Annotated in this window: 19 protein-coding genes and 3 tRNA genes; 9 read left to right on the plus strand and 13 right to left on the minus strand. The window is 71.0% G+C overall.

Going from position 1 to position 26991, the window contains the following annotated elements; genetic code table 11:
• Positions 1-138: 138 nt before the first annotated feature.
• The 4 genes from ACFYPG_RS17155 to bioB form a co-directional block, all read right to left on the minus strand.
• Positions 139-2292 carry an acyltransferase family protein gene (locus tag ACFYPG_RS17155; protein ID WP_387352743.1) on the minus strand — a complete coding sequence of 718 codons (2154 nt, stop codon included), beginning with the start codon at positions 2290-2292 and terminating at the stop codon, positions 139-141.
• Between the two features lie 75 nt (positions 2293-2367).
• Positions 2368-2874 carry a GNAT family N-acetyltransferase gene (locus ACFYPG_RS17160; protein ID WP_387352744.1) on the minus strand — a complete coding sequence of 169 codons (507 nt, stop codon included), beginning with the start codon at positions 2872-2874 and terminating at the stop codon, positions 2368-2370.
• A gap of 5 nt (positions 2875-2879) precedes the next feature.
• Positions 2880-3068 (minus strand): hypothetical protein, encoded by a 189-nt coding sequence (locus tag ACFYPG_RS17165; RefSeq protein WP_387352746.1) that lies wholly within the window; start codon positions 3066-3068, stop codon positions 2880-2882.
• A gap of 5 nt (positions 3069-3073) precedes the next feature.
• Positions 3074-4069, minus strand: a complete 996-nt coding sequence (gene bioB, locus ACFYPG_RS17170; protein ID WP_124819840.1) for a biotin synthase BioB — start codon at positions 4067-4069, stop codon at positions 3074-3076.
• A gap of 155 nt (positions 4070-4224) precedes the next feature.
• Here bioB and ACFYPG_RS17175 point away from each other — a divergent pair, with 155 nt between their 5' ends.
• From ACFYPG_RS17175 to ACFYPG_RS17190, 4 genes are all read left to right on the plus strand, one after another.
• On the plus strand, positions 4225-5361 hold the full coding sequence (locus tag ACFYPG_RS17175; RefSeq protein ID WP_387352749.1) for an 8-amino-7-oxononanoate synthase: 1137 nt from the start codon (positions 4225-4227) through the stop codon (positions 5359-5361).
• 76 nt (positions 5362-5437) lie between these two features.
• Positions 5438-6142 (plus strand): dethiobiotin synthase, encoded by a 705-nt coding sequence (bioD, locus tag ACFYPG_RS17180; protein WP_112585576.1) that lies wholly within the window; start codon positions 5438-5440, stop codon positions 6140-6142.
• A gap of 54 nt (positions 6143-6196) precedes the next feature.
• Positions 6197-7768: a sensor histidine kinase gene (locus tag ACFYPG_RS17185; protein ID WP_387352751.1), complete on the plus strand. Its 1572-nt coding sequence runs from the start codon at positions 6197-6199 to the stop codon at positions 7766-7768.
• 59 nt (positions 7769-7827) lie between these two features.
• Positions 7828-8445 (plus strand): response regulator transcription factor, encoded by a 618-nt coding sequence (locus ACFYPG_RS17190; protein WP_244166287.1) that lies wholly within the window; start codon positions 7828-7830, stop codon positions 8443-8445.
• 37 nt (positions 8446-8482) lie between these two features.
• On the opposite strand, the gene ACFYPG_RS17195 is transcribed toward ACFYPG_RS17190, so the two are convergent.
• From ACFYPG_RS17195 to ACFYPG_RS17215, 5 genes are all read right to left on the minus strand, one after another.
• Positions 8483-9304, minus strand: a complete 822-nt coding sequence (locus ACFYPG_RS17195) for an ABC transporter permease (protein WP_387352753.1) — start codon at positions 9302-9304, stop codon at positions 8483-8485.
• Positions 9301-10233 (minus strand): ABC transporter ATP-binding protein, encoded by a 933-nt coding sequence (locus ACFYPG_RS17200; protein ID WP_387352755.1) that lies wholly within the window; start codon positions 10231-10233, stop codon positions 9301-9303. The genes ACFYPG_RS17195 and ACFYPG_RS17200 overlap by 4 nt, the downstream gene beginning before the upstream one ends.
• Positions 10234-10322: 89 nt before the next feature.
• Positions 10323-11168: a polysaccharide deacetylase family protein gene (locus tag ACFYPG_RS17205; protein WP_387352757.1), complete on the minus strand. Its 846-nt coding sequence runs from the start codon at positions 11166-11168 to the stop codon at positions 10323-10325.
• A gap of 24 nt (positions 11169-11192) precedes the next feature.
• Entirely contained in the window at positions 11193-12383 is a 1191-nt protein-coding gene (locus tag ACFYPG_RS17210; protein ID WP_355007065.1) for a cytochrome P450, read from the minus strand.
• A 9-nt stretch (positions 12384-12392) separates the two neighbouring features.
• Positions 12393-13061 (minus strand): class I SAM-dependent methyltransferase, encoded by a 669-nt coding sequence (locus ACFYPG_RS17215; RefSeq protein WP_387352759.1) that lies wholly within the window; start codon positions 13059-13061, stop codon positions 12393-12395.
• A 150-nt stretch (positions 13062-13211) separates the two neighbouring features.
• On the opposite strand from ACFYPG_RS17215, the gene ACFYPG_RS17220 reads away from it, so the two are divergent.
• Complete coding sequence (locus tag ACFYPG_RS17220) at positions 13212-14105, plus strand: hypothetical protein (protein ID WP_355007063.1); 894 nt, start codon at positions 13212-13214, stop codon at positions 14103-14105.
• Positions 14106-14199: 94 nt separating this feature from the next.
• On the opposite strand, the gene ACFYPG_RS17225 is transcribed toward ACFYPG_RS17220, so the two are convergent.
• From ACFYPG_RS17225 to ACFYPG_RS17235, 3 genes are all read right to left on the minus strand, one after another.
• Positions 14200-17130 carry a M36 family metallopeptidase gene (locus ACFYPG_RS17225; RefSeq protein WP_387352761.1) on the minus strand — a complete coding sequence of 977 codons (2931 nt, stop codon included), beginning with the start codon at positions 17128-17130 and terminating at the stop codon, positions 14200-14202.
• Positions 17131-17270: 140 nt separating this feature from the next.
• A complete protein-coding gene (locus tag ACFYPG_RS17230) occupies positions 17271-17852 on the minus strand; it encodes a TIGR03086 family metal-binding protein (RefSeq protein WP_387352763.1) in 582 nt (193 codons plus the stop codon).
• Between the two features lie 82 nt (positions 17853-17934).
• Positions 17935-18537, minus strand: a complete 603-nt coding sequence (locus ACFYPG_RS17235) for a TetR/AcrR family transcriptional regulator (RefSeq protein WP_355007060.1) — start codon at positions 18535-18537, stop codon at positions 17935-17937.
• 387 nt (positions 18538-18924) lie between these two features.
• On the opposite strand from ACFYPG_RS17235, the gene ACFYPG_RS17240 reads away from it, so the two are divergent.
• The 4 genes from ACFYPG_RS17240 to ACFYPG_RS17255 all read left to right on the plus strand — a co-directional run bounded on the left by ACFYPG_RS17240 (position 18925) and on the right by ACFYPG_RS17255 (position 26119).
• Positions 18925-18997: transfer RNA gene (locus ACFYPG_RS17240), tRNA-Gly, on the plus strand.
• 34 nt (positions 18998-19031) lie between these two features.
• Positions 19032-19102 (plus strand) — tRNA-Cys (locus ACFYPG_RS17245).
• A gap of 13 nt (positions 19103-19115) precedes the next feature.
• Positions 19116-19190 (plus strand) — tRNA-Val (locus tag ACFYPG_RS17250).
• Between the two features lie 596 nt (positions 19191-19786).
• The gene (locus tag ACFYPG_RS17255) at positions 19787-26119 is read left to right on the plus strand and encodes a carboxypeptidase regulatory-like domain-containing protein (RefSeq protein WP_387352765.1); all 6333 of its coding nucleotides are present in this window, start codon (positions 19787-19789) and stop codon (positions 26117-26119) included.
• Positions 26120-26428: 309 nt separating this feature from the next.
• Here ACFYPG_RS17255 and ACFYPG_RS17260 read toward each other — a convergent pair whose 3' ends face one another.
• Entirely contained in the window at positions 26429-26953 is a 525-nt protein-coding gene (locus tag ACFYPG_RS17260) for a winged helix-turn-helix domain-containing protein (protein WP_355007088.1), read from the minus strand.
• Positions 26954-26991: the final 38 nt, after the last annotated feature.

Consider the following 26991-nt stretch of genomic DNA (forward strand, 5'->3'; position numbering starts at 1 on the left):
ATGCCAGGCACCATCCACCGGCAGACCCAAGATCCCTACCAACTGACACATGTATCGGGACTTCACCACTGACAGATGTCATGGGACTGAATAGTTACGCCGTAACGGAAACTGTCCAAGATCTGCGGCAACGCCTGCCTACGGCAGGTGTTGTGGCACGAGTTGACGCAGCCGGTCGTGCAGCCGCGGGGCGAGGCTGCGGGCGTACGTGGCGGTCAGGTGATGTGCGTCCCGGTAGACGAGCAGCCCGTCGATCACCGCGGGGCACCGTTCGGTGGGGCAGATGGCGTCGTTGAGGTCGGCCAGGCGCACGTCGGGCACCGCCGCCGCGGCGCGCTCCTGCGGGATGCCCCAGGTGGGCGCGCGCTCCCGGGGCTGCGCGCAGGCGGTGAGCCGTTCGCGATGGGCCGAGACGCACTCGGCGATGTCCACTGTGAACGACGGGGTGTCCCGGATGACCACCAGCGGCAGCCCGGCCCTGGTCATCTCCGACCAGGTCTGCGACAGCGCGGCCGTCTGCGCGTCCGTCGTCGCCGGGCCCGGTGGCGGCGGGCTGCCGTCCACCAACGGAATCTGGGTCACGCTGGAGACGATGAGCAGCCGGGGCCGCCGTTCGCCGGTGAGTGCGGTTCGCAGATTGCGGTTCCATTCCGTGCAGCTGTGGTCCGGCCGCCCGGCGATGCTGATGGGCGTGGTCAGGAAGGAGCATGTCGTCTTGATGTAGGTGACCAGTCGCCAGCCGCGCTGCGCCGCGATGACCTGGAGGGCCGGCACCCAGTGCGCCGCGTGTGAGTCACCAGCCACTGCAACCTCGACCGCCGAGTCCCGGTCGCCGTAGGTGCAGCTGCGCAGGCTCGCGTCCTGTGCCTGGGTGATGCAGTCGTCCCGGTAGACGTCGGGCAGGTCGTCGCGGGCGTCGAGCGGATCGGGTGTGATGCGGCCGAACCGGTCCACCGGCGCCGCTGCCCGCCCGCCGCCGGGTGACGCGCCCGGCGAGGCGGCCCCGGCGAGTGGTGCCTGGGCCGAGACCGGTGGGCGGACCGCGAGCTGTAGTCCGATTCCGGTGAGGACGGTGACGCTGGTGGCGGCCAGTCCCATTCGCAGCACGCGGGCCTTGGAGAACTGTGCGTACCGGAACGGATTCTCCACCAGGTGGTAGGTCAGCACCGCCGGGACGGCCGAACAGAGGATCATCGCGAGGCCGGCAGTGGTGCCCAGCGGCCCCCACCGGGCTTCCGCCACCACCAGCAGCGGCCAGTGCCACAGATACCACGAGTACGACACGGCGCCGACCGCGCGCGTCGGCCGCCTGTTGAGCAGGAGTGCCGGCCCGTACCGTCCGGCGGCGGGCCCGGCCGCGATGATCGCGACCGCGCCGAGGGTGGGCAGCAACGCCAGATATCCCGGATAGGCCGCGATCTCCGGTCGGATCAGCGTCGCGGCGAGGGCGACGGTGGCCATGCCGGCCCAGCCGAGCGCTACCGCGGCGGGACGCGGCAGCCGGGACAGGTGTCCACCGAGGATTGCCAGACCGCCGCCCAACGCCAGTTCCCACATCCGGGTGGTGGTGACGAGGTACGCCCGGGCCGGTTCGGTCTGGCTCAAATGAATCGACCAGGCCAGCGACGGGATGCCGACCAGGGCGAAGGCGGCGAGCAGCCACGGGGACATCCGGTCGCCGAGGAACGTCCTGCGGTGTCGGCCCGGCCGACCGCCCGAGATCGGACGCCGCGCGTCGGTGTGCCGGGACGTGCGGCGCGAAACCTGGAGGGCGACGACGAGCAGGAGCAGCGGCCACACCAGGTAGAACTGCTCCTCCACGGCGAGCGACCAGAAGTGCTGAAGAATGCTGGGGGCCTCCTCGGAGTGCAGATAGTCGGTCGACTGCTCCACCAGCCGCCAGTTCATCGAGTAGACGGCGCTGGCCAGGGCGTCCCGGGCGGTCTCGGACCACCGGATCGGGGGCAGGAAGAGGTAGGTGAGCAGGAGGCTCGCCACGAGGACGACGCTGGCGGCCGGCAGCAACCGCTTGGCGCGTCGGGCGTAGAAGTCGACGATGCGGATACCCCCGGTCCGGCGGATCTCGTCGACGAGGAGTCCGGTGATCAGGAACCCGGAGATCACGAAGAACACATCAACGGCGACGAACGCGGCGGGGAGCGCGGAGATGCCCGCATGCCCGACCAGCACGAGCACCAGCGCGAGCCCTCGCAGCCCTTCGATGTCGCCACGGAACCGGCCCGCGAGGATCGGGCCGGCGCTCGCGTCGGACCCCCTCGTCTCCACCCTCATTCTAGGCACGATAAGCCCGATGCGGGCGTTAGGGGACGAATGCCCCAGATGGGATGACGGAGCGAGGGCTCCCGCTCACTCCACCAGGTCGTCGGCGAGCAGGTCCATCAACAGACCGTCGTGCCAGCGGCCGTCCGCACCGCGCTCGTAGCGGCGCAGCACCCCCACCGGTCGAAAACCAACCTTCGCGTACGCCCGGATGGCGGCGCTGTTCGCCGCGGCAGGGTCGATGGTGAAACGGTGGTGGCCGTACTCGTCGATCAGGTGTCGGGCCAGGGTGCGGATCGCGTCACCACCGAGGCCGGCGCCGCGCTCCGCCGGGTCGAGGAAGACGTCCAGGCTGGCGTGCCGGTAGTCCGGGTCCGCCTCGGCGTACCACTGGATCGCGCCGACCACCCGGCCGTCGTGTTCGATCGCGTACACGTGCAGGTCGTCGTCGGTGAGGTCGGCACGCACGGAGTCGGCCAGGTCGTCGCCGCCCCGCCACCACCGGCGTACCTCCGGGTCGGCCCGGATCGCGGCGAGGGCAGGCACGTCAGCGACCGTCGCCGGTCGTAGGGTCACCGCCCGCCCTCGCAGCATCCGGCTCAGCCCCGCATCTCGCCGTGCTCGACGCAGACCGCCGACCAGCCCACCGGCAGCACCTGCACCTTCATCCGGCGACGGCAGCGGGGGCAGAACCGGGGCGGCTCCAACTGGCGGGCCGACGCGCAGGCCGGGTGGGCGGCCGTCGTCGACTCACCGCACCTGTCGCACCACAGTTCCGTCGTCGTCATTGTCGTCACAGCGTGGCGGAGAGCGCCTTGACCGGCATCTTCAACTCGTCCAGCAGCTCCAGGTCGGCCGTCGCCGGTCGACCCAGCGTGGTCAGGTAGTTGCCGACGATCACCGCGTTGATGCCGCCGAGCAGACCGTCGCGGGTGCCGAGGTCGCCGAGGGTGATCTCGCGACCACCGGCGTACCGCAGGATGGTGCGCGGCATGGCCAGCCGGAACGCGGCGATGGCCCGCAGCGCGTCCTTGCCCTCCACCACCGGACGGTCACCCAGCGGAGTGCCGGGACGCGGGTTGAGGAAGTTGAGCGGCACCTCGTGCGGGTTCAGCTCGGCGAGCTGCGCGGCGAACTCGGCCCGCTGCTCGACTGTCTCACCGAGGCCGAGGATGCCACCGCAGCACACCTCCATGCCGGAGTCGCGAACCATCCGCAGCGTCTCCCAGCGCTCCTCCCACGAGTGCGTGGTGACCACGTTGGGGAAGTACGACTTGCAGGTCTCCAGGTTGTGGTTGTAGCGGTGCACGCCCATGTCGACCAGATCGTCGACCTGCTCCTTGGTGAGCATGCCCAGCGACGCGGCGACCTGGATGTCGACAGCTGCCTTGATGGCGGCGACGCCCTCGCGCATCTGCTTCATCAGCCGGGCGTCCGGACCGCGGACCGCGGCGACGATGCAGAACTCGGTCGCCCCGGTCGCGGCGGTCTGCTTCGCCGCCTCGACCAGCGACGGGATGTCCAGCCAGACCGAGCGCACCGGCGAGGTGAACAGGCCCGACTGCGAGCAGAAGTGGCAGTCTTCCGGGCAGCCGCCGGTCTTGAGCGAGACGATGCCCTCGACCTCGACCTCCGGGCCGCACCAGCGCATCCGCACGTCGTGGGCGAGCTGGAGGGCGGCGGGCAGGTGCTCGTCGGGCAGGTTCAGCACGGCGAGGATGCCGGCCTGATCGAGGCCGACACCGTCACCCAGGACCTGGGTCCGGGCCTGGTCGAGGATCTCTGGCATGGCTCGTACCCTACAAGGCTCTCCGATCAGCCTGAATGACCTGGCGGCCCGTCGGTGCCTCGCACCGAGTGGAATCATCGGGCCGATGGCGGCGGGTGGTAATTTCGCCCGGCGGGTGTCGGGCTGACCGGCGCACACAGCGGGGGAGGGTGACGGTGGCGGACTGGCTGGCGGCGCTCGACCGCCGCGCGGAGCTGCGGGCGAAGGCCGGGCTCACCAGGCGACTGCATCCGCGTCCGGCCGACGATCAGATGACCGATCTGGCCGGCAACGACTACCTCGGCCTGGCCACCCACCCGGAGGTCGTCGCCGCGGCCACGGCGGCCCTCTCGGCGTACGGGCTGGGCGCTACCGGGTCGCGCCTGGTCCGGGGCTCCACCGACGCGCACCGGGCGCTGGAGGACGACCTGGCCCGCTGGTTGGGCACCGACGGCGCCCTGGTCTTCTCCTCCGGCTACCTCGCCAACCTCGGCGCGCTGCGGGCGCTCGTCCAACCTCGGACGCTGCTCGTCTCCGACGCGCACAACCACGCGTCGCTGATCGACGGCTGCCGCATCTCCGGTGCGGAGACGGTGGTCACCCCGCACGCCGACGTCGACGCGGTGGCCGCCGCGCTCGCGGCCGCTCCCGGCCGCCCGGCGGTGGTGGTGACGGAGTCGGTGTTCTCGGTCGACGGTGATCTCGCCCCGCTGGCTCGGCTGCACGCGGTGGCCCGCCGTCGCGGCGCGCTGCTGCTGGTCGACGACGCGCACGCGCTGGGCCTGACCGGTCCTGCCGGCGCGGGCGCGGTGGCGGCCACCGGGCTGGCCGGCGAGCCGGACGTGGTGGTCACCGCCACCCTGTCCAAGGCGCTCGGTGGCGCGGGTGGCGCCGTCGCCGGCCCGGCCGAGTTCGTCCGGCATCTGGTCGAGACCGGGCGCACGTTCATCTTCGACACGGCACTGCCGCCGGCGGTCGCCGCCGGTGTGCACGCCGCGCTGCGGCTCGCCCGGGCCGGCGACGACCTGCGCGCCGAACTCTCCGACCGGGTGGGACTGGCGGTGGGTCGACTGCGGTCGGCCGGGCTGACCGTCTCCGCCCCGGACGCGGCGGTGATCTCGGTGACGGCCCCGGGGCCGGAGGCGGCGACCGCGTGGGCGGCGGACTGCCGGGACCGGGGCGTCGCGGTGGGCTGTTTCCGGCCACCATCCACCCCGGACAGCCGCTCCCGCCTGCGCCTCACGGTGAGCGCGGGGGTGCCCCGGACGGCGTTCGAGCGGGCGCTGGACGTCATCGTGGAGTGCGCGCCGTGAGCGCGAGGAGTGAGCCGGGTTTGCGAGCCCCGCAGTCGCGAACCGAGGGGGCACCGTGACCGGCTGGGCGGGGTCGGTGCTGGTCACCGGGACGGACACCGAGGTCGGCAAGACGGTGGTGACGGCGGCGATCGCGGCCGCCGCGCAGGCCGCTGGGCTGCGGGTGGCGGTGATCAAACCAGGCCAGACCGGTACGGCCGGCGGTGAGCCCGGCGACGTGGACGCGGTGAACCGGCTGGCTGCGCCGCTGACCGGTCGGACCCTGGCCAGCTACCCCGATCCGCTCGCCCCGCTGGCCGCGGCGCGGGTCGCCGACCTGCCGCCGTTGGAGTTGTACGCGGCGGTGGACGCCGTCCGTGCGGAGGCAGACAAGCACGACCTCGTGCTGATCGAGGGCGCGGGTGGGTTGCTGGTTCCGATGGGGCTGCGGCCGTCGGGGGAGCCGTGGACGATGGCCGACCTGGCGGTGTCGCTCGGCGCGCCCGCCGTGGTGGTCGCCCGCGCCGGGTTGGGCACGCTCAACCACACCGCGTTGACCCTGGAGGCACTGGACCGTAGGGCGGTGCCGGCCGGTGTGGTGATCGGCGCCTGGCCGGCCCGGCCGGAGTTGGTGCACTGGACGAACCTCACCGACCTGGTGCCGAACCTTCTCGGCGCGCTGCCCGACGGCGCGGGCGCGATGGACCCGGGTGTGTTCCGGCGGTCCGCGCCGGGTTGGCTCACCCCGGCCCTGCACGGCGTGCTCGACGACTGGCGGGTCTGGGCCGAGGAGAGCGGCTGAACACCTGACTTTCGTCGGTGTCCGCGCAGGTCGGGCGTGGGTAGCCTGACCGCCGTGCGGACCCTCGACTCCCCGCCGCCGGGTTGGCTGACCCGGCGGCGTCGCCTGCTGCTGGACGTGCTGCTCTGGGCGGTGGTGGCCGCCCCGGTCGGCTACGCCGAGGCCAGCCCGCCCTACACGCGGTACACGGTGCCGCTGCTGGTCGGCAAGCTGCTGCTGCTCGGTGTGGCGGTGGTGGCGAGTCGGCGTCAGCCGTTGGTCGCCCCGGTGCTGGCGGTGCTCGGATCGTTGGTCGATGGCAACTTCGTGTTCGCGATTCCGGTCTTCAGCTATCTCGCCGGGCGGCGCAGCGTCACAGTGGGCCCGGCGATCATGGTCTTCGTGCTGATCACGGCCGGTGGCACGGCGCTCAACCTGGGGCTGCTCGGCGCCGGCGCGGCCACCTGGTTCCTGCTCGCCTCGGTGCTGCTCTTCGCCGCCGTGTTCCCCTGGTTGGTCGGCCGCTACCGCCGCCAGCAGCAGGAGTTGACCGACGCCGGTCGCCGGCACGTCGACGCGCTGACCCGCGAGCAACGGGGTGCCGCCGAGCGGATCCGGCTGCGTGAGCGGGCCCGGATCGCCGGGGAGATGCACGACTCGCTCGGTCACGACCTCAGCCTGATCGCGTTGCGCGCCGCCGCCCTGGAGGTCGCCGCCGACCTGGACGACCGCCATCGGGCCGCGGCAGGGGAGTTGCGGGCCAGCGTCTCCGCCGCCACCGAGCGACTCCACGAGATCATCGGGGTGCTCCGCGAGGAGGCTGGCGCGTCGCTGCGTCCGAGCGGGGAGACCGTGGCCGACCTGGTCGACGGCGCCCGGGAGGCCGGGATGGCGGTACGGCTGGACACTGCCCCGGTGGTCGCGGACCTACCGGCGATGACCGGGCACGCGGCGCACCGGATCGTCCGGGAGGCGCTGACCAACGCGGCCCGGTACGCGCCGGGCGCCCCGGTCGACGTGCGCCTCACCCGCGACGGTGACCGGGTCGAGGTGACAGTGGTCAACGACGCGCCGCCGTCCGGGCCGCTGCCCGCCCCACCGTCGCAGGGCAGTGGGCTGCTCGCCCTCGCCGAGCGGGTCCGCCTCGCCGGCGGGACGCTCGACGCCGGCCACCGGGCCGACGGCGGGTTCGCGGTACGGGCGGTGTTGCCGGCCACCGCGGCACCGCCGGAGCCGATCGGGTCGGCGGCCGAGGCCGGGCCGACGTCCTGGTCCGACGAGCGACCCGGTCCGGCGGAGCGGCCGGTGGACGCCGAGCGGCGGCTGCACGACGCCCGGCGGCGGGTACGACGCAGCCTGCTGGTGGCGCTCGTCGCCCCGGTCGGTTTCGCCCTGGTGCTCTCGTTCGTCTACTACCCGGTGGCGACCGCCGGGACGGTGCTGGACCGGGCCACCTTCGACCAGATGCGCGTCGGCGCGGCCCGGTCCGAGCTGGTCGGGCTGCCCCGGCGGCAGTTGGAACGCCCAACACCGGTCGACCGGGCCGGCTGCGAGTACTACACCGACGGCAACTTTCCCCTCGCCGCGCCGACCTGGCGGCTCTGCTTCACCGACGGCCGGCTGGTCAGCAAGGAGTGGATCGCGTAGTGGACACCGACACGACGGAGGCACCGCCGATCCGGGTGGTACTGGCCGACGACGAGGCGATGATCCGGGCCGGTGTCCGGGCCATCCTCGCCAGCGATCCCGGCATCGAGGTGGTCGCCGAGGCCGGCGACGGGCACGCGGCGGTGGAACTGGTCCGGGCCCACCGACCCCGGGTCGCGCTGCTGGACATCCGGATGCCGCGGCTGGACGGGTTGGCCGCCGCCGCCGAGATCCGCCGGATCGTGCCGGACACCGCGACCATCATGCTGACAACGTTCGGCGAGGACGACCACGTGGCCCGGGCGCTCGGGCACGGTGCCAGCGGGTTCCTGCTCAAGGCCGGGGACCCGCGTGAGCTGATCGCCGGTGTGCACGCCGTCGCCGACGGTGGGGCGTACCTGTCGCCGAGGGTGGCCCGCCGGGTGATCGAGCTGGGGGCCGACCGGTTGGCCCGTCGACCCGCCGCCCGGGAGCGTGCGGCGGGGCTGACCGAGCGGGAACGGGAGGTGCTGGCCCTGGTCGGGGCGGGTCTTTCCAACGCCGAGATCGCCCGCCGGCTGCACCTCGTGGAGGGCACCGTGAAGAGCTACCTGACCAGCATCTTCACCCGGCTGGACGTCCGCAACCGGGTACAGGCGGCGATCCTGGCGTACGAGGCGGGATTGGTCGACGGCTGAGCGGGGGCCGATCGGCCCCCGCTCAGCGCGGCCTGCCTTACGCGTCGCGTCGGCGCAACGCCGCCCGGCCCAGCAGCAGTGCGGCGGCGGCCCATCCGGCGAGCAGGAGCAGCCCGACCACTGGCGGGTACGGCTCGGTGTCGCCGGCCAGGAAGTGCCCGCCGGCCACACCGGGGAACACGTCGGCGATCCGGTTCAGCACCTCGATGTCCGGCTCCTGTAGGGACAGCGGCACGATCATCAGGGTGGCGAGGAGCACGACGATGGTGAGCACCGCGCTGCGGAGCGCGGCGCCGAGGCCCAGCGCGAGCACGCCGATCAGCGCCAGGTAGGTCGCCACCGCCACGATGTCGCCGATCGTGTCGATGACCGGAGCGCTGCCCCACTCACCGAGCACCGGCCGGGCGACCAGGACACCGACGCCGCCGAGCAGCAGCCCGAGCGCGAAGGTGACCGCCCCGGCGACGGCGGCCTTGGCCAGCAGTACGCGACCGCGGGACGGGGTGCACTGCAGCGTCGTACGGATGGTGCCACTGGTGAACTCGGCGGTGATCGCGAGCAGGCCCAGCGCCAGCACCACGTACTGGGTCAGCTCGACCGAGTCGATCAGCACGCTGCCGACGGTGACGACGCCGGCGTCGTCGGCCGGGTCGTCGTTGGTGTTGCCGTTGGCGGCGTAGATGGCCAGTTGACCGGCGCTCGCCGCCATCACCAGCAGCCCGGCCAGCGCCGTCCACCAGGTGCTCCGGACCGAGGAGAGCTTGGTCCACTCGGCGGCCACCGCACTCCGGAAGGCGGCCCCCGCACCGGCGGCCGGCGCGATGGCGGGGCGGGTGCCCGTGTCGGTCTGCGTGCTCATCGGTGCCCACCTTCGATCGGGCCGCCCGCGTACTCGACGCTGTCGGCGGTCAGCTCCATGAACGCCTGCTCCAGCGACGCGGCGTGTGCGCTCAGCTCGTGCAGTCGTACCCCCAGTTCGTGGGCCAGGTCGCCGACCTGGTCGGCGGTGGCGCCGGTGACGGTCAGCTCGGTCCGGTCGGCCGCCTCGACGCTCGCCCCGGCGGCCGTGAGGCGCGCGGCGAGCGCGGCCAGCCCGTCCGGGTGTGGGCTGCGGACCCGGACCGCGACAGTGCTGCGGGCGATCACCTCGCCGATCGGCTCGTCGGCGAGCAGTCGCCCCCGGCCGATCACCACGAGCTGGTCGGCGGTGAGCTGCATCTCGCTCATCAGGTGGCTGGACACGAAGATCGTCCGCCCCTCGTCGGCCAGTGAGCGCATCAGCTGCCGCACCCAGCGCACCCCGTCCGGGTCGAGTCCGTTCACCGGCTCGTCGAACATCAGCACCGGTGGGTCGCCGAGCAGCGCGCCGGCGATGCCGAGCCGTTGGCCCATGCCGAGCGAGAGCGTCCGCCCCGGCTTGGCGGCGGCCCGCCCGTCCAGCCCGACGGTGTCCAACACCTCGTCGACCCGGCGGGTCGGGATGCCGTTGCTGTGCGCCATGGCCCGCAGGTGCGCCCGGCCGGACCGGGCCGGGTGGATGGCGCGGGCGTCGAGCAGCGCGCCCACCTCGTGCAGCGGCCGGCGCAACTCCCGGTACGCACGCCCGCCCACCAGGGCCTGCCCGGCGGTCGGACGGTCCAGCCCGAGGATCATCCGCATGGTGGTGGACTTGCCGGCGCCGTTGGGGCCGAGAAAGCCGGTGACCCGGCCGGGCGCGATGTCGACTGTCAACGCGTCGACCGCGACGGTCGACCCGAACCGTTTCGTCAACCCACGTAATGTGATCATGCGCTGACGCTAGGCGAGCGAGCTGTCACGCCGCCGCGCCCGAACGGCACCACCCACCCCTGACTTTCGTCAGGTCGGTGGCGGGCTGATCACCGTACGTACTGCTCCAACAGTGCCGGGGTGAGCCCGGCCCGGTGGATCGCCTTCAACGCCGCGAGCAGGTCGTCCATCAGCGCCGGTCGGAAGTGCATCAGCAGCACGTCGCCAGGTTGGACCACCTTCTCCGGGGTCTGGTAGCGCACCTTCCCCTCGTGGACGGTCTCGGTCCAGTGGAAGACCGCCTTCGCGCCGCAGTCGTGCGCGGCCTTCAGCGTGCTGCTGTCATGCTCACCGAACGGTGGCCGGAACAGGGTGGGCCGCTTGCCGAACAGCCCCTCGAGGGCGTCGGCGGCACCGCAGATCTCCTGCTTCTGGTAGTCGTACGACCGGCCGGCCAGCGAGTTGTGGTGGATGGTGTGGTTCTCCACGACCCCGCCCACCGCCTCGATCTGCCGGAAGTAGTCGGTGTGCTCCGCCGCCGCCGGCGAGTTGAGGAACATCGTCACCGGGATACGCGCCTCCCAGATGAAGTCGATCACTTCCGACGGGCGGGCCAGCCCACCGTCGTCGATGGTGATGAAGGCGACCTTCTGGTCGGTCGGCAGGCGGTGCCAGAACGCGGCCGAACCGGTGGTGGGCAGCGGTACCGGTTGCGGCAGTGGCGCCTCGGGAAACGTCGGCACCTGGGACACGTACCAGGCCAGGCTCTTGAACGCGGGCTTCGCGCTCGGGGACGGCGAGGCCGAGGGGGTCGCCGCCGGGGCGGACGGAGTCGGCTGGGTCGCGGCGACCTGCCGAGCGTGCGCCGGGTAGTTCGGGCCGACTGTGCAGGCAGTCAACGCCAGCAGGGCCAGAAGCGTTACGACGGCAGGGATCCGACGGGTGGTGGCTGACACGCCCGGAAACATACCGAGCGGGTGTCAGGATCCGGTCAGCCCGGTGTCCCCGGTGCGGCGGCGGACCACGAACGCGTCAGGCATCCGGAAGGTGAGATTGTCCGGGCACCAGGGCGGACGGAGCACTGTCACCCCCTCCAGCAGCGGCGCGGCCTCGGCCACCACCACGGCCGCCTCCATCCGGGCCAGCACGTCCCCGACGCAGCGGTGCGCGCCCGCCCCGAACGCCAGGTGCCGGCGTGATCCACGCTGGCCCGGACGGAACTCGTCGGGCGACTCCACGACCGCCGGGTCCCGACCGGCGCGGCCCAGCCACAGCACGAGGCTGCTGCCCGCCGGCACCCGCGTGCCGCCCAGCGTGCTCTCCGCCGTCGCCACCCGTCGCCAGGTGACGATCGGTGGTTCCAGCCGCAACCCCTCCTCCACCACGTCGGCCACCGCGACCTCGCCGCTGCGCAGGCCGGCCCGGACGGCCGGCTCGTCGGCCAGCCGGTGCAGGAGCAGGGTGAGGAACTGCGAGGTGGTCTCCTGCCCGGCGACCAACAGGAAGAAGAGCGCGCCGACCACCACGTCCGGCGGGTGCCCGGCCGCTCGCAGCTCGGCGGCCAGACCGCCACCGACGGCCGCGAAGTCACGCAGCACGCTGTGGAACCGGCCCACCTCGGTGGCGAGCGCCAGCTGCCGGTCGGCGTCCAGTGGTGCCCAGAACAACTCCAGCGCGGCGCGGGCGAACTCCTTGACCGCGCCGACCGGCGCGTCCGGCAACTCGACCAGCCGGGCCAGCACCAGCAGCGGCAGGTCGGCGGCGAGGTCCGCGTACAGGTCGACAGGCGAGCCGGCGTCGAGCGCGGCGCCGATCCGGGCGACCCGGTCCCGGACCAGCGCGGTGAGCCACTGCCGTTGCGCGGCCACCCGGGCCGGGTGCAACGCCTCCGCGACGATGGCCCGGATCTGCGGATGGCTGGCGCCCGAGTTGTTCGCCAGGGTCGGCGGCAGCCGGAACCGGTGCCCGGCGAGCACCCGCAGCGCGGTCACCGGCATCGGAGTCACCGCGTCCAGCGCGTTGTCCGGTCGGTAGGTGACCGGGTCGGCGAGAACCTCGCGGACCAGCGCGTGCCGGGTCACGACCAGGTGGGTGCCGCCGACGTGGTCCGGCACCCGGGCCACGTCCGGCCATGCGGGGTCGGCCACCTGCGCCCAGCTGCGGAACAGCACCCGGACACGCTAGCTGGAGGCCCCCGGCAGCCCGGCGCGCAGCCGCCAGACGGTGGTGCGCTTCACCCGCACACTCTCCAACGCCTCCGGCACCGGCACGTCGTACCCGGCCACCTCGTCGAAGCGGTCCCGGGGCAGGAACGCCCGGCCGGGGTCACCGACGAGCGCCGGCGCGCCGGCCCGGGCGGCACGCAGCAGGAACCGCAGGACCCGGCGGGCCATCGCCTCGCTGTAGAAGACGTCTCCGGCGAGCACCACCTCGGCGTCCCCGGCGTCGCCGTCGAGGATGTCGCCGAACTCGGCGTCGACGCGTACCCCGTTGGCCTCGGCATTGAGGGCGACCGCCGCCACCGCCAACTCGTCCACCTCGACGGCCCGCACGGACGCCGCGCCGGCGCGGGCCGCGGCGATGGCCACCAGGCCGGAGCCGGAGGCGAGGTCGAGCACCCGCCGGCCGGCGACCAGCTCCGGGTGGTCGGTGACGTAACGGGCGAGGGCCTGCCCGCCGGCCCACGCGAACGCCCAGAACGGCGGTGGCCGGTCGCTGGAGAACTCGCCCTCGGTCAGCTCCCACAGGCCGATCGGCTCGTCCGCCTGGTGCAGCCGCACCTCAGGTACGAAGGGGACCGGGGCCAGCCGGGCGTGCAGCCGGACGAACGTGCTGGAGAGCTCGGACACGGCGTGATTGTCCCAGCGGCCCGACTCCCGGCGTGTCGCGGGGGAGTGGTGACCGGTTCACCACGGTCGGTGAAAACCCACCCCGTCCTTGCCGTCCGGTGCGAACACACCCGTCTGGTCGGTGCCGTCCCCCGCTTCTAGCGTTGCGGGGTGGAGGCGACCGAACGGAGGACGGCGGTGGTGACGGTGTGGCGGTATGCGCTGAGGGCAGGGGTGGTGCTGGCCTGTCTGAGCGGGGTGGAGCTGGCGGCGGCTGCCCCGGCACAGGCGGCCTTCACCACCGAGATGAGCGGCCTGCCGGGACGGTTCACCGCCGGTGAGCAGGTGCGGACGATCTCCGCGGTGGTCTCCCAGACGGACCGGCGCGCCAGGTGCGCGAAGGTGCGCTGGTCGATGGTGCTCAGCGTGCAGGGCGGCCTGCGGCTCGACCAGGTGAAGATGGACCGGGTGGAGGAGACCGGCGACTTTCCGCTGCAGATCCGCACCGAGGGTGACACCGCCCGGCTGACCGACCGGCAACTCGACCCGGGCACGCTCTGCCCGGGCCGCACTGTCACGGCCCGCTACCGGGTGGCCTTCGCCGAGGACGTCACCCAGGGGCGGGTCACCCTCGCCGCCGAGGCGTACGACGCCAACCTGCGCCTGCTGGCCCGGCAGACCGCCACCCGTTCGGTGGTGGGGGTGGGCGGCGTGCCGACCAGCACCCCGAAGCCGACGAAGACCCCGCCCGAGCCCACCGAATCCGCCAGCGCGCCGACCGAGGACGAGAGCACGGCGACGGAGGAGGCGGTCGAGGAGTACCCCGCCGACGCCGCGCCACCGGCGGCCAACCGCCCGGTCTCGCAGTCCGGCGCGTTCGGCGTGGTGCAGGCCGCGTTTCTCCTCGGCGGGCTGCTGCTCTTCCTCGGGGTGGGGTTGCTGCTGCGGCTGCGGCACCTGACCCGGGCCGCGCCCGGGGACGCCGACGGCGGCGACGATCCCCCGGTGGACCGGCGCTGGGAGCGCCCGGCCGTCGCCGACCCGTGGAGTCGAGCGCACCGCTGATCGAGGGTCCGCGACGGGAGCCGTGCGGCGGTAGCGCGGACCCGCGCTGATCGGGGGTTGGTGGGGCCGGCGGACATCCGCCGGCCCCACCGTGTCACTTCGAGAACGCCTGGAACTCGGCGATCCGGACCTGGCTCCGGGCCGGGCTGGCGGTCGCGCAGTCCGTCGTCGTGGCCGGATCGTCGTCCTGCTCGCCCGCGTAGTTCGGGCCGCCGGTGCACTGGCTCGCCAGCACCTCGAGACGCAGGTGGGTGGCGAGGGTGGTGGGTACCGCGAACGTCCGGAGGTTGATGTCGCGGCTGTACGCCCGGTACGCCCCGCCGGGGAACGCGTCCCCCGCGCTGGTGTAGATGCGCTGCCAACGTGCCGGATCCGCGCAGTCGGTGGTCGTCGCGTTGCAGGCGGACACCGCGAACGAGCGCAGGGCACTGAGGGCGTTCTGCGCGCCGGTGTCGGCGTCGCCGGTGATCGCCGGGCGCAGCATCGCGCTGACGTTCACCCGCTTGACCGTCTGCGGGGCGTCGCCCGCCAGCGCCACTGTGAGCTGCCGGCCGGCCACCCCGTCCAGGGACGCCCAGTTCGTCGCCTCGGTGTCGTCGACGATCCGGTCCAGGTTGACCCCGTCGCCGGTGACGGTGGCGCCGGAGGCGGTGGAGGCGAGGTTGCGGCTCATCCGCAGGTCGACGTACCCGTCCTGACCAGCTCTGGCGACCACGCTGAGCCGCTGGTGCCCGAACCCGGGAGCCACGGCGAGCAGGTCGTACGTGCCGGCCACCATCTCCACGGTGTCCGGGATCGGCGTCGCCGGGTCGGTGTCGGCCACCGGCACGGCCCGCGCCTCGTACGCCCCCACGTACACCCGGATCGGCGCTTCGGCGCTGTCTCCGCGCGGGCGCAGGGTGAGCGTCGCGTTGCCGCCGCGCGGCGAGGCGAAACTCGGCGTCGGGTCGGTGTCGCCGGCACCGTTCGTGGCGGCGTCCCGGCCCATTCCGGAGCGGGCGAACTCGGCCCAGATGAGGTCCTGATTCGCGCCGCCGAAGCGGAGCAGGTCGGCGGTGAGCATGTTGTCGCGCATGTCGAGCATGCTGACCTGGCTGGCGGCCTGGAGCAGGAACGAGTCGAAGACCAACTGTGACCAGCGCCGGTTGCCCGGGCACTGATCTGCCGCGACCTTGCCCGACGCGCAGTCGAGCTGCCGTTGCGGGGTGCCGAGGCCGTACCGCTTCACCAGGGCGGAGCGGACCCGGAAGTTGGTGGCGCCCCAGATCTCCCCGTCGGCGTGCACGGCCGGGCCGGCGGTGTTGTAGCCGATGTCGGAGTAGTTGAGCGGGCTGCGGCTCAGGTCGTAGTTGCGGATGCCGCTGACCAGGTTGCCGGTGACGTAGCCGCCCGTGATGAAGGGCGTCTCGCCGGGCGCGCGCAGCCCGTGCTGGAAGAGGTACTCGGCGGCGAGCAGGTCGCCCCAGGACTCACCCATCGACCCGCCCTGGTGGCCGCTGATCCCGCTGTCCGGGCCGGCGATCATCCGGTTGGTGATCGCGTGGGTGTACTCGTGGCCGATCACCGTCATGTCGTAGTCGCCGTCCACGCACGGCGGGTACGGTCCGCCGGCCTGCGGCTGCCAGAGGTACATGTTGGTGGTCGGCGGCAACCCGTCGCGCGGGGTGCCCTGGTTGGCGTTGTTCCGGTTGCCGGTCAGCGCGCCCTGCTGGGCGCGGCCCTGCTCGGCGTCACCGCCCAGGCCGGACGGGGTGAGGTTGACCGCCTGGAGGTTCCACGCCGACTCGGTGAAGCCCAACTGGTACGACCAGTCGTGCATCCGGTTGTGCATGGCGAAGAGGTTGGCGATCGACGCGTCCGCGTCGTTGCGCTGTGCGGAGGTGAACACCCCCGGGTTGCACTTCGCCTGGTGCCACTGGTCGGTGAAGGGGTACTCGTAACGGCGTTCCGGGCTGGTGGGGGCCGGCACGACCGGGGTGCTCGCACCCCAGGACAGCACGGTGTTGGCCGAGTTGCCGCGCGAGGTGAGGGTCGGCGTACCGGTGGCCGCGTCGACGTCCCACGGTTGGCCGGTGGCCGGGTCGCGGAAGGCGGCCTGGCAGCCGGGGGCCGGGTCGCCGCACCAGCGCACCCGGGGGTCCTGCCCGGGGCCGAGGTCGCGAGGCGGGGTGGCCGGGAAGACCGCCCAGCTCGGGTTGTCGGAGTCGAAGTCGACGAGGTCCTCGCGGACCAGCACCTGCCCGGTGCTGCCGTCCACGTAGCTGGTGAACGCGGCCGGGTGCTCGGTGTCCGCGCCGATCATGGTCACCTCGTAGGCGGCCCGTGGCCCGTCCAGCGGGGTGGGCACGGCCACCGACCGGATGGTGTGGCTGGCCACCGCGTCGGCGGTCAGCTTGGCGTCGGCGAGCGCGGCGGCGTACGCCTGCTCCGCGGTGCGGGTGGCCGGCGCCGGCGTGCCGGTGTCGCGGGCCAGCGAGGAGCTGACCGAGAGCACCGCGCCGTCGGCGACCGCGAGGGTGACGAGGCCGTCCGGCCCCGCGGGCAAGTCGCCGAAGCGTTGCCGGAGGGTGACGACGGTGCCGCTGCCGATCGGTCGGACCAGCACCCGTTCCATGCTGGCCACCGTGGCGGCGTCCATGCCGAACAGGTCCTGGTTGGCGGCCAGGTAGGCGCGGGCGGCGGCCTCCGGGTCGGCGGGCAGCCCGCTGGCCAGCGGGGTGCGGCCGGGGCCGAGCGCCTGTGGGGTGCCGAGCCGGTTCCACCGGACGTCGGGGTCGACCGCGCGGGCCAGGCCGCGTTGGCGGGCGTCGGGTGCCGCCGTACCGGCGCGGTTGTCGGCGTCGGCGGGGGTGTGCCCCTCGGCGAACGGCCCGGACCGGCGCTCGGCGGATGTCGCGCCGCCGGTGGGGGCTGCGGTGCTCACGCCGGTGGGGAGCAGCGCGGCGACCGTCGCCGTCGTCGCCAGGATGGCGATGAGCCGGCGTCGACGCCGGCTCATCGGGGGTGACCACTCCGGTTGTGGCACGGGACCTCCTCGTGGGAGCGGGATGGCCGGCGAGTCGCCGGCCACAGATGCGCGGTGACGCATGCGCATCTGTGGATATCAGTCTCCCGAGGTCACGGCAAGGTCCGGAGCCGCTGTCGCACCAACAGATCGAGATTCGTTCAGGCGCTCGGCGCCCAGTCGGGGTCGCGGCCGAACGCGGCCAGCAGGTGGTCCTGCTCGTCGGCGTCGTCGGGCACCTGTACGCCGGTGTGGACCAGGTTGTCGCGCCGGTAGGCGTCGATCTGGCCGGCGAACCACTGGGCGGCGGCGTGCACCGCGTCCGGGTCGAGCCGTGGCTGCGCGCCGATCGCCACCGCCACGTCCCAGCCGTGCACGAGGTGCTCGGCGAGGAGTTGTCGGAGGTACTCGGTGGCCGGGGTGTCGCCGCTGGAGAGGTGCACGGTGCGATCGATCGTGCCGGGGTGGGTGGCGGCGATCTCGGCCTGCGCGGCGGCCTCCCGGGCCGTCGCGATCGGGTCGGCGCCGAGTTGGTCACCATCGAGCCGGTCGCCGACCTCGTCGATGGTCCGGCCGGCGAGCAGCGGAACGCTCCACCGGTCCTCGGTCACCACGTGGTTGACGAGCGTGCGGAGGTCCCAGTCCGAGCAGGGTGTCGGGTCGGACCACTGGCCGGGCTCGATCTGATCCACCCGGTCGATGAATTCGGCCAGGCTCCGGCGGTACGCCTCCAAGAGGTCCATGCCGCCGATTGTTCCGGTCGACGGGGCGAACTGAGTCCGTTTTGCCCGGCTCGGTGCGGGGATCGGTGCTGGCAACCCCAGCTCAGTCGAGGTCGGCCGGGTCCAGGCCGAGCTCTCGGGCGGTGACCAGCCGGACCCACTCGCCGAACTGGCGGCGGGAGATCACCCGGTCGTGCACGGCGAGTTGGACGGCGAGGCCGTCCATCACCGCGCTGATCCGCCACGCGGCCCCGTCGGCGTCGGCGCACTGGAAGGTGCCGTCGGCCACCCCGGCGGTGATCACCGCAGCCAGGTCCTGTCGCCAGCGCAGGTCCAGCCGCCGGGAGACCTTCTCCAACTCCGGGGTACGCAGCGACTCGGACCAGCCGTCGATCCACATGGACCAGGAGGTCGCCCGCCCGGCCGGGGTGTAGAGCTTGAGGATCCGGCGGAGCTTGGTCAGCGGTGCGGCCGAGGAACGGGTCACCGCGTCGAGCCGGGCCAGATCCTGCTCGACCGCGTACGCGAAGGCCTGCGCGAGCAGCCGTTCCTTGGTGGCGAAGTGGTAGAAGACCAACGCCTGACTCACGCCCGCGGCATTCGCCACGTCCGCTGTCCGGGTGTTGGCCAGCCCGCGCTCCACGATCACGTCGCAGGCGGTGCGCAGCAGGGCATCCAGGCGGATCTCGGCCGCACGTCTCGTCACGACCGTTACCGTAACCCATCCGACTGAACACGAACAGTTACCACCACGCGCCGATCCACGCCGTGGCAGTCGGAAGCCGGACACTTCTTTCGCGTGTCGTCGGTCGTTCCACGGAGAGTGTTCACCGAGGTCCGCTGCCCGGTGCCGGGTCGTCGAGACGTCGATGGTCAGGTATGCGACGCGATGATGACGATCATTGCCGGGGAGTGTCGGAGTGTGACGGTCAGCGAGGGATTCAGACACCAGGCCAGCCACCTAGGATGCCGGCCGGGGGTGACTCCGCTCCAGCCCCGGCCACCCCGGACGCGCCGAGGCGACCCCGAGTTGGCAGTCAAACACCTACTCGGCTAAAGTTCTCATCCGTCACCCGGGAACGTCCGGGGGCGTGCGGACGTAGCGCAGCTGGTAGCGCATCACCTTGCCAAGGTGAGGGTCGCGGGTTCGAATCCCGTCGTCCGCTCGGAGCTGCCGCCACGTATGACGGGGGCAACCTCGGTGGGGTGGCCGAGAGGCGAGGCAACGGCCTGCAAAGCCGTGTACGCGGGTTCAAATCCCGTCCCCACCTCGGCAACAAGCACGGGCGATTGGCGCAGTGGGAGCGCGCTTCCTTGACACGGAAGAGGTCACTGGTTCAAACCCAGTATCGCCCACCAGAGGAGAACGGCTCGTCACCGGAAGACCCGGTGACGAGCCGTTTCGCTTGTGGTGCTCCTTGCGCGGGAGTGACGCGGAGCCCTGACCCTCAGAAAGTAGATGTGGGCACCGCTCGGCGCATGTCGTTGCCCGGCCCTCTTTCGCGGTCGGAAATGCTCCCGCTTGCTCGGTGTGCTTCCGCAGACAGTTTGTTAGTGCGTTAAATGCTCTCATATTAGGCGCTTAGGCCCATGGCTCTCAAGGCGACTGAGATGGGACCCGGTGGCCAACGGAAGAGGCCGGCACTAACTGTGAATAATTGACAACCTTCGGTATTGACGGCGATAACGGTGCTGCTTAAGATGATCAAGCCGTAGCGGTCTGACACACGGGGGCTTCAATGTTCGGTCGCGGTCGCTGGTTCCTGCGTGCCCGTCGTACGGCTCCTCGGGCCGCTGGACGTGCGCTGGTCGCGTTTGTGGTGGTGGCCACGTCGGTTGCGCTGCCGGTGTCCCCGGCGTCTGCGCGACCGGCCCCACCAGCTCGCGCGTCATGTGTGGATGTTTCGGTTGATGCGTCAGCGGCCAGGAAGATGGTCGATACCTGTGGTCGTCGAGTGGAGATTCTCGCTGAGCGTACGGAGTACTCGCAGACGTTCTTGAACGTTGACGGGTCGCGGACGTTGGAGGAGGGGATCGAGCCGGTTCGGGTGCGGAAGGGTTCGTCGTGGGTGCCCGTGGACACGGCGTTGAAGGTGACCGCGGAGGGTGTGGTGCCGCGGGCGACGGTGTTGCCGGTGGTGTTCTCGCCGGGTGGTGACGGGGTGCTGGCTCGGGTTCGCGATGGTGAGCGTGAGTTGGGTATGTCCTGGCCGGGGAAGTTGCCGGCGCCGGTCGTGGAGGGCGATTCGGCGGTGTATCGAAACGTGCTGCCGGATGTGGACCTGCGGGTGACGGCCTTGGTGTCGGGTTTCTCCGAGGTGTTGGTGGTGCGTACGCCGGCGGCGGCGGCGCATCCGAAGTTGGCGGCGGTGCGCTTCGGTCTGTCGACGAGGGGTGTGACGGTCACCGCGGCTGAGGGTGGCGGGCTCGCCGCCCGGGATGGCAGCGGTAAGAAGGTCTTCGAGGCGCCGGCTCCGTTGATGTGGGATTCCACGCCGCTGCCGGAGGCGGCCAAGTCGCCGGGACCGGACCAGACGCCGAAGAAGAAGTCGGACACGGCGCGGGTCGGCCCTGATGGGGCAGGCAAGCCGTCCGCAGCGCCAGACACCGCGGCGAAGACCCCCTCGTCACCGGCCGGAACCGCGCCGCAGGGGGCGCGGCAGGCGGTGATGCCGGTGAAGGTGACCGGCGGTGAGTTGACGGTGGTGCCGGACCGGAAGCTGCTCACCGATCCGGGCACCAAGTATCCAATTTTCATCGACCCGTCCTGGACGGGCGGCATCGCCGGCGGTGAGTGGACGTCGGTGTGGAGCAAGCATCCGACCAGCTCGTTCTGGAAGAACTCGACTGCGCTGACCAACGGCGGGACGAACGGTTCCGCGGGCGCGGGCCGGACCGAGGACTGCTCCGGCTGCGCCGACCACATCATCCGATCGATTTTCCAGATGGATACCAGCGCGGTGCGCGGGAAGTACATTCTCGACGCGAAGTTCCGGATCGAGCAGCGGCATTCCTGGACGTGTAGCCCGGCATCCAACGCCAAGTTGTGGATGACGGGGCCGATCTCATCGGGTACGACGTGGGACAAGCAGCCGGTCTGGGACGGTAACTACACCGCGCAGACCGCAGCGAACCGGAAGAACGGCGCTGTCCACGGCTGCGCCGGGCCGGGCACTGTCGAGTTCAACGCCACCGCGATGGTGGCACATGCGGCGGGTGCCAACTCGCCGCGTTTGACTATGGGGTTGCGTGCGGTGAGCGAGGGGACGTTGAACCAGTGGAAGCGGTTCAACCACTCGTCGCCGAAGCTGGCGATCACGTACAACACCAAGCCGGGCGCGCCCTCCGATCGGTTGTCGGACGGTAAGGCGTGTGGCACCGGTGCGAATCGGCCGTATGTGTTGACACAGACGCCGATCCTGGCAGTCAGGCATTCGGACCCGGATTCGTCGCAGCAGTCGTTGACGACCTGGTTTCACTGGTGGCCGTTGGGTGGGGCGCGTAATGACACGGACAAGGTGTCGCAGGCGTCGGGTAACCCGTCGTCGGTGTCGAAGGCGATTCCGGCAGGAAAGCTGACCGATGGTGGGACGTACGTGTGGCAGTCGCGTACGTATGACGGATCGCATTATGGGGACTGGTCGGGGACGTGTGAGTTCACTGTCGACGCGACGCCGCCGCCGACACCGGGGCCGGTGACGTCGTCCCAGTATCCGGCGGATGGTGCGCCCCGGGGTGGGGTCTCGTTCGCCGGGACGTTCAACATCGCGCCGCCGTCGACGCGTGCCTATGAGGTGAAGGAGTACGCGTACACACTCGATTCGGGTGTGTTGACCGGGGCCGCAACGGTGCCGGCGCGAACCGGGGACTACGGGGCGTCGGTGACGCTTTTCCCGCGTCACGATGGTGTGAACGTGTTGTGGGTGTGGGCGAAGGATCACGCTGGCCGATTCTCGGCGACGCCGGCCACGTACACGTTCTCGGTGCGCGCGGGCAGTGGTCCTGCGGCGCAGTGGGAGTTCGACGAGGCAACTGGTGCGGCCACCGACGTGACCGGGCACGGTAACACCGTGTCGCTGTCCGGGTCCGGGGCGGCCCGGGTGACCGGGCGGGCCGGTGTCGGCAAGGCGTTGGTGCTGGATGGCGCCCAGGGCAATGCCTCGACCGGGGGGCCGGTGCAGTATCCGCACCCGGATACCGGGGTGATCACCCCGGTTCGTACGGACAGCAGCTTCACGGTGACCGCCCGGGTGCGACTGCCTGCTATTCCGAACTGGCACAAGGCGGCGGTCGCTGCTGATGGCGCGCGGACCGCGCCTTTCTGGTTGGGGTACATCATGGGGGCCAACCGGTGGGGCTTCCAGATGAACGAGGCCGATGCGGACCAGTCGGGCGGGCAGAACATCACATCCACCGCTGCTCCGGTCATCGGTAAATGGACCCACCTGGCCGGTGTGTACGACGGAGGTACGAAGACCTTCCGTCTCTACGTTGATGGTGTGCTACAGCCGGGCACGGGGACGGTCACCGCAGGTTTCAATGCCACGGGGCCCTTACGCGTCGGGGCGATGATGTATGCGGGGATGTTGGGGCACAACTGGCCCGGTGACATCGATGACGTGCGGATGTACAACTTCGTCGAGACGGCGGCGAGGATCGCGGAGCTGGCGGTGCCGTTGCAACCGGTGCTGACGTTCCCGAACGGCACGAATGCCACCGCTGGAGCGCAGATGCCAGTGACGTTAAGCGCCGGTGGTGACACCAACGTGACGAAATTCCGGTGGAGTGCCGACAACACGTCGCTGGCCAACGAGGTGATCGCGTCGGCGCCCGGCGGAACGGCGACCGTGTCGGTGCCGGTAGGCGCGGTCACTGGTGAACGCCCGTTGTACGTGGTCGCGGTCGATGACGGCAACCGGGTCAGTGGCAGGACGCAGGGAAGCTTCGTCGTGAAGCCCGCAACGATCCTGTCCGGCGTGGCGATCGATGTCATGACGTTCATGCCGGTCGTCGGAGCCACGGTCAGGCTCGAACCCGGTGGCCTCCAGGTGGTCACCGGCAGCGACGGCGGATACTCGTTCTCCGGCTTCGCCCCCGGCACGTACACGGTGTCGGGTGTCAAGGGTGGCCGGTGTGGGTTGTCGGGCAGCCAGCAGTTGCTGGTCGATGGACAGGGTGTGTGGCTGGACCTGTACCTGTTCCCGTACTCGGACGATTCGGGGTACACCTGCGCGGAGCAGGCGAACAGTTTCACAGCGGCGAATGACACTGTGGTCGGGTTGTCGGGGGACAACGCGGTGACCGCGGTCGGGTTGCCGTTCGCGTTCCCGTTCTACGGTCAGGCTTACCGGTCGGCGTGGGTGGATACGAACGGGCTGTTGTCCTTCACGGACCCCGGTGGTTCGCATCCGTACACAGGTGGGTCGTTGCCGGCGCCTGCCGAGCCGAACGCGGTGGTGGCACCGTTCTGGGACGACCTGGTGGTGGACGCCTCGGCGAGTGTGCGGACCGCGACCACCGGTACCGGAGCGAACGAACGGTTCGTGGTCGAGTGGCGCAACGTGCACCGGAAAGCGTCGACCGCGCAGCGGGTGTCGTTCGAGGTGATCCTGGCGCCGGACGGCACGGTGACCACCAACTACGACAGTCTTGACGGCGCGGTCGAGCAGGGAGCGCAGGCGGCGGTCGGGATCGAGGCCCCGGCCGGCGCGGACGGGCTGCGCTACTCCACAGCCGAGGCGGTCCTGGCCAGCGGGCGGGCGATCGTGTTCGACCACCCGGAGACCGCCAGTCCGCTGGCGCTGCACGACCTGTCCGGCACGCTGGTCAACGCAGCCGGCACCGCGGTGGTCGGGGCGAGGGTGACCCTGGACCCGTCCGGTATGTCGACCGTCACCGGCGCGGGTGGGGCGTGGGCGTTCGACGACGTGGTCGCTGACAGCTACGCCGTCTCCACGGTGCCGGACAGCCGATGTGGGAGCAGGGCCCGGGTCCAGGTGGAGCTCAACGCCAACCTCGTCCGCAACCTGCAACTCGGCCCCGACTACGGCGGCCTCGGCTACGCCTGCACGGTCGGCGCCTCCGGCTACGTCGCGGCGTCAACGGTCATCCCACTGATCGGCGACGACGAGTCCACCTCGGTCACCCTGCCGTTCCCGATGCGGTACCACGGCGGCACCTACTCCACGGCTGCCGTGTACACCAACGGACTGCTGAGTTTCCAACCACAGGACGATCCGTTGGGTTGGTACGGGTTCCTGCCAGACGACGACGCGCCGAACGCCGTGGTGGCCCCATTCTGGGAGGACCTGATAGCCGACGAGTCCTCCAGTATCCGTAGCCAACTCACGGGTGTCGCGCCGAACAGGTCGTTCATCGTGGAGTGGCGCAACATGGCCTTCTACGACGGATCTGACCGGACGACATTCGAGTTGGTGCTCCATGAGGACGGGCGGATCGTTTTCCACTACGGCGAGGTGACATCCCCGAGACAACGTGGCGATGCGGCCGTGATCGGCCTCGAGAACGGTTCCGGCACGGTCGCGGCGGTCTTCTCCGACCATGAACCGGCGCTGACGTCCCACTCGTCGATCACATATGTGCCTGCGGCGCCGGGGACGATCACCGGCACGTTGACCACAGCGGTGACCTCCACGCCTGTCGCCGGGGCGACCGTGACCATGAGTGCGACCGGAACGACCGTCACCACCGACGCGGACGGCGGCTACCAGTTCACCAACGTGCCGGTCGGCGAGTACGTCCTGATCTCCTCGACCAGCGACAACCGCTGCGTCGGCCAGGCCGCCAGGCAGGTGGTCAACCATGCTGGTGGCACTTCGGATGTTGACCTCTCGGTGATGGTCGACGGGGACGAGTTCGGCTACACCTGCGAGACCGGACCGCAGACGTTCATCCCCGGCACCCAGATCGAGGTAGCGCCCGAGGATGAGGATCACTGGCTGGTGAACGCCCCATTCCCCGTCAAGATCTACGGTGAGTCGTACAACTCGGTGTGGCTCACCTGGAGCGGTGCCGTCGTCTTCCGGCACCCCGGAGACCTCCGTCAAAGCCAACCGATACCGACCCCGGGGCCAAATGATGAGCCGGAACCGGTGGTAGCGGTCCTATGGGACGACTGGGTGGTCGACGAGTCGGCCGCCGTCGCCACCGCCGCACGGGGCACGGCTCCGAACCGGCAGTGGGTGGTGGAGTGGCGCAATGTGCACCACTCCAGCGACCCGACGGTGCGGGCGTCCTTCGAAGTGATCTTCGACGAAGACGGCACCATGACCTTCGCCTACGCCGATATCGATCCAGCCAACATCATTGAGCGGGGAGGCAGCGCCACCGTCGGGATCCAGAACGGTGCCGGCACCATCGGCTTCCAGTACCTGCACCACGACACCCTGCTCACATCCGGTCAGGGTGTGGTGTTCCGGCCCAGCCCTCCGGGCACCGGTGTCGTCTCCGGCATCGTCAGCTGCCAGGGCGCCGCGGTACCGGGCGCGACCGTCACCACGGCGGGCCTGACTGCGACCACGGCACCCAACGGCACATACCAGATCGAGGACGTGCCAGCTGGCACGCACGCGATCACCGCCACGCTGCACGCGGGTGCCTGCAAAGGCTCCTCCGTCGAGTCTGTCAACGTCGGCTCGAACACCCAGAGAACGGTGGACTTCCCGACCACGACGACCCCGGCCGGTGCCGGATACACCATCGCCGAGCAGCCGATGGTGCTCACCCCGGTCACCGGACCGGCACTACCGCTGGCGGGCGACGACGTCTATATCCCGATCACCCTGCCATTCCCGACCACCCTGTACGGGAAGCAGTACGCCAATGGCTGGCTGGACATCAACGGCTATCTGAGCTTCGTTGATCCGGGCGAGTCCCACTCGTACCCCGACCGTCTTGCGGAGCCGGACGGCTACTACGGGCCCGACGCGACCATCTATCCGTTCTGGCACGACTGGATAGTGGACGACGACGCTGCCGTGCGTGCGGAGATCCGCGGCACCGGGTCAAACCGCCAGTACGTGATCGAATGGCACAACGTCCGGTCCCACGTTGACGATCTGACCCGGGTCTCCTTCCAACTGATAATCCACGAGACCGGCGGATACTCGTTTGTCTATGCCGATCTCGACGGCACGTTCCAGGAAAGGGGCGGCGGCGCTGTCATCGGCATCGAGAACGCCGAAGGCACCCGCGCACTCCAGTACGTCTACCGCCAACCGGTGCTCCGACCTGGCATCGGCTTGCGGATCAACCCGCCCACGTCCTGATTCGTCCATCCGCCCCCGACCCGGGCAAACGTTCGGATTCGCACGGCCCGTGTCCGCACATGGATCACGGACCTGCTGAGCCGAACGACTCCCGGGGCCGCCACCGACGCTCGCCCTGAAATGCACACGGCTCGCTCGTGATTCAAATCGGTCGCGGACCCTCGACCCACCTCGGTCGAGGGTCCCAGGATCCACCTACGGGTGACGATCACGAAAGACCTCGGCGAGCACTTGATGGACATCGCCAGAGGAGAACGGCTCGTTACCGGAATTCCGGTGACGAGCCGTTTCGCTTGTGGTGCCACGTCATCAGTCGACGCTGAGCCGGTAGCCGACGCCTCGTACGGTGTGCACGCGCAGGCCGTCGTCGACCGCGTGCAGTTTGCGACGTAACCGCTTCACGGCCGAGTGCAGGCTCGACGTGTCGCCGAGGAACGCGCAGCCCCAGACCGATTCGAAGAGCCGCTGGTACGTCCAGACCCCGACCGGTGCGGTGGCGAGTTGGGTGAGCAGGTTGCGCTCGAGTCGGGTCAGGCTCAGCCGTTCTCCGCGCCACGTCACCAGGTGATCGAGCGGGTAGATCTCAAGGTCACGCAGGCTGATTCGTCCCGAGGTCGCAGCAGGGGCGGGCGCGGCGGCGGCCCGCGGCGCGGCAGCGGCCTTGACTGCGGGGGCGGGCGCGGCGGTGGCTTCGGGCGCGGCAGGGTTGAGCAGTGAGGCCGGCCCGTTGACCATGGGCGGGCCGATCATCGCCTGCAACTCGGCGAGGTCGGTGCAGATGACCAGAGTGCCGAGCCCGTCGAGTCGCCGCACCATTCGCTCGCGTACCGACACGTCAGCGCTCACGCAGAATACGAGGGACAAATCGTCGA

It is taken from the genome of Micromonospora sp. NPDC005553 (genome assembly GCF_042871765.1).
Taxonomy (GTDB): Bacteria; Actinomycetota; Actinomycetes; order Mycobacteriales; family Micromonosporaceae; genus Micromonospora.

Bases quoted from the DNA above. Each gene is read 5' to 3' on its own strand.
- ACFYPG_RS17165 (WP_387352746.1), bottom strand. From the start codon at position 3,068: ATGACGACGACGGAACTGTGGTGCGACAGGTGCGGTGAGTCGACGACG.
- ACFYPG_RS17195 (WP_387352753.1), bottom strand. From the start codon at position 9,304: ATGAGCACGCAGACCGACACGGGCACCCGCCCCGCCATCGCGCCGGCC.
- ACFYPG_RS17160 (WP_387352744.1), bottom strand. From the start codon at position 2,874: ATGCTGCGAGGGCGGGCGGTGACCCTACGACCGGCGACGGTCGCTGAC.
- ACFYPG_RS17230 (WP_387352763.1), bottom strand. From the start codon at position 17,852: ATGGACCTCTTGGAGGCGTACCGCCGGAGCCTGGCCGAATTCATCGAC.
- bioB (WP_124819840.1), bottom strand. From the start codon at position 4,069: ATGCCAGAGATCCTCGACCAGGCCCGGACCCAGGTCCTGGGTGACGGT.
- ACFYPG_RS17190 (WP_244166287.1), top strand. From the start codon at position 7,828: ATGATCCGGGCCGGTGTCCGGGCCATCCTCGCCAGCGATCCCGGCATC.
- ACFYPG_RS17155 (WP_387352743.1), bottom strand. From the start codon at position 2,292: ATGAGGGTGGAGACGAGGGGGTCCGACGCGAGCGCCGGCCCGATCCTC.
- ACFYPG_RS17200 (WP_387352755.1), bottom strand. From the start codon at position 10,233: ATGATCACATTACGTGGGTTGACGAAACGGTTCGGGTCGACCGTCGCG.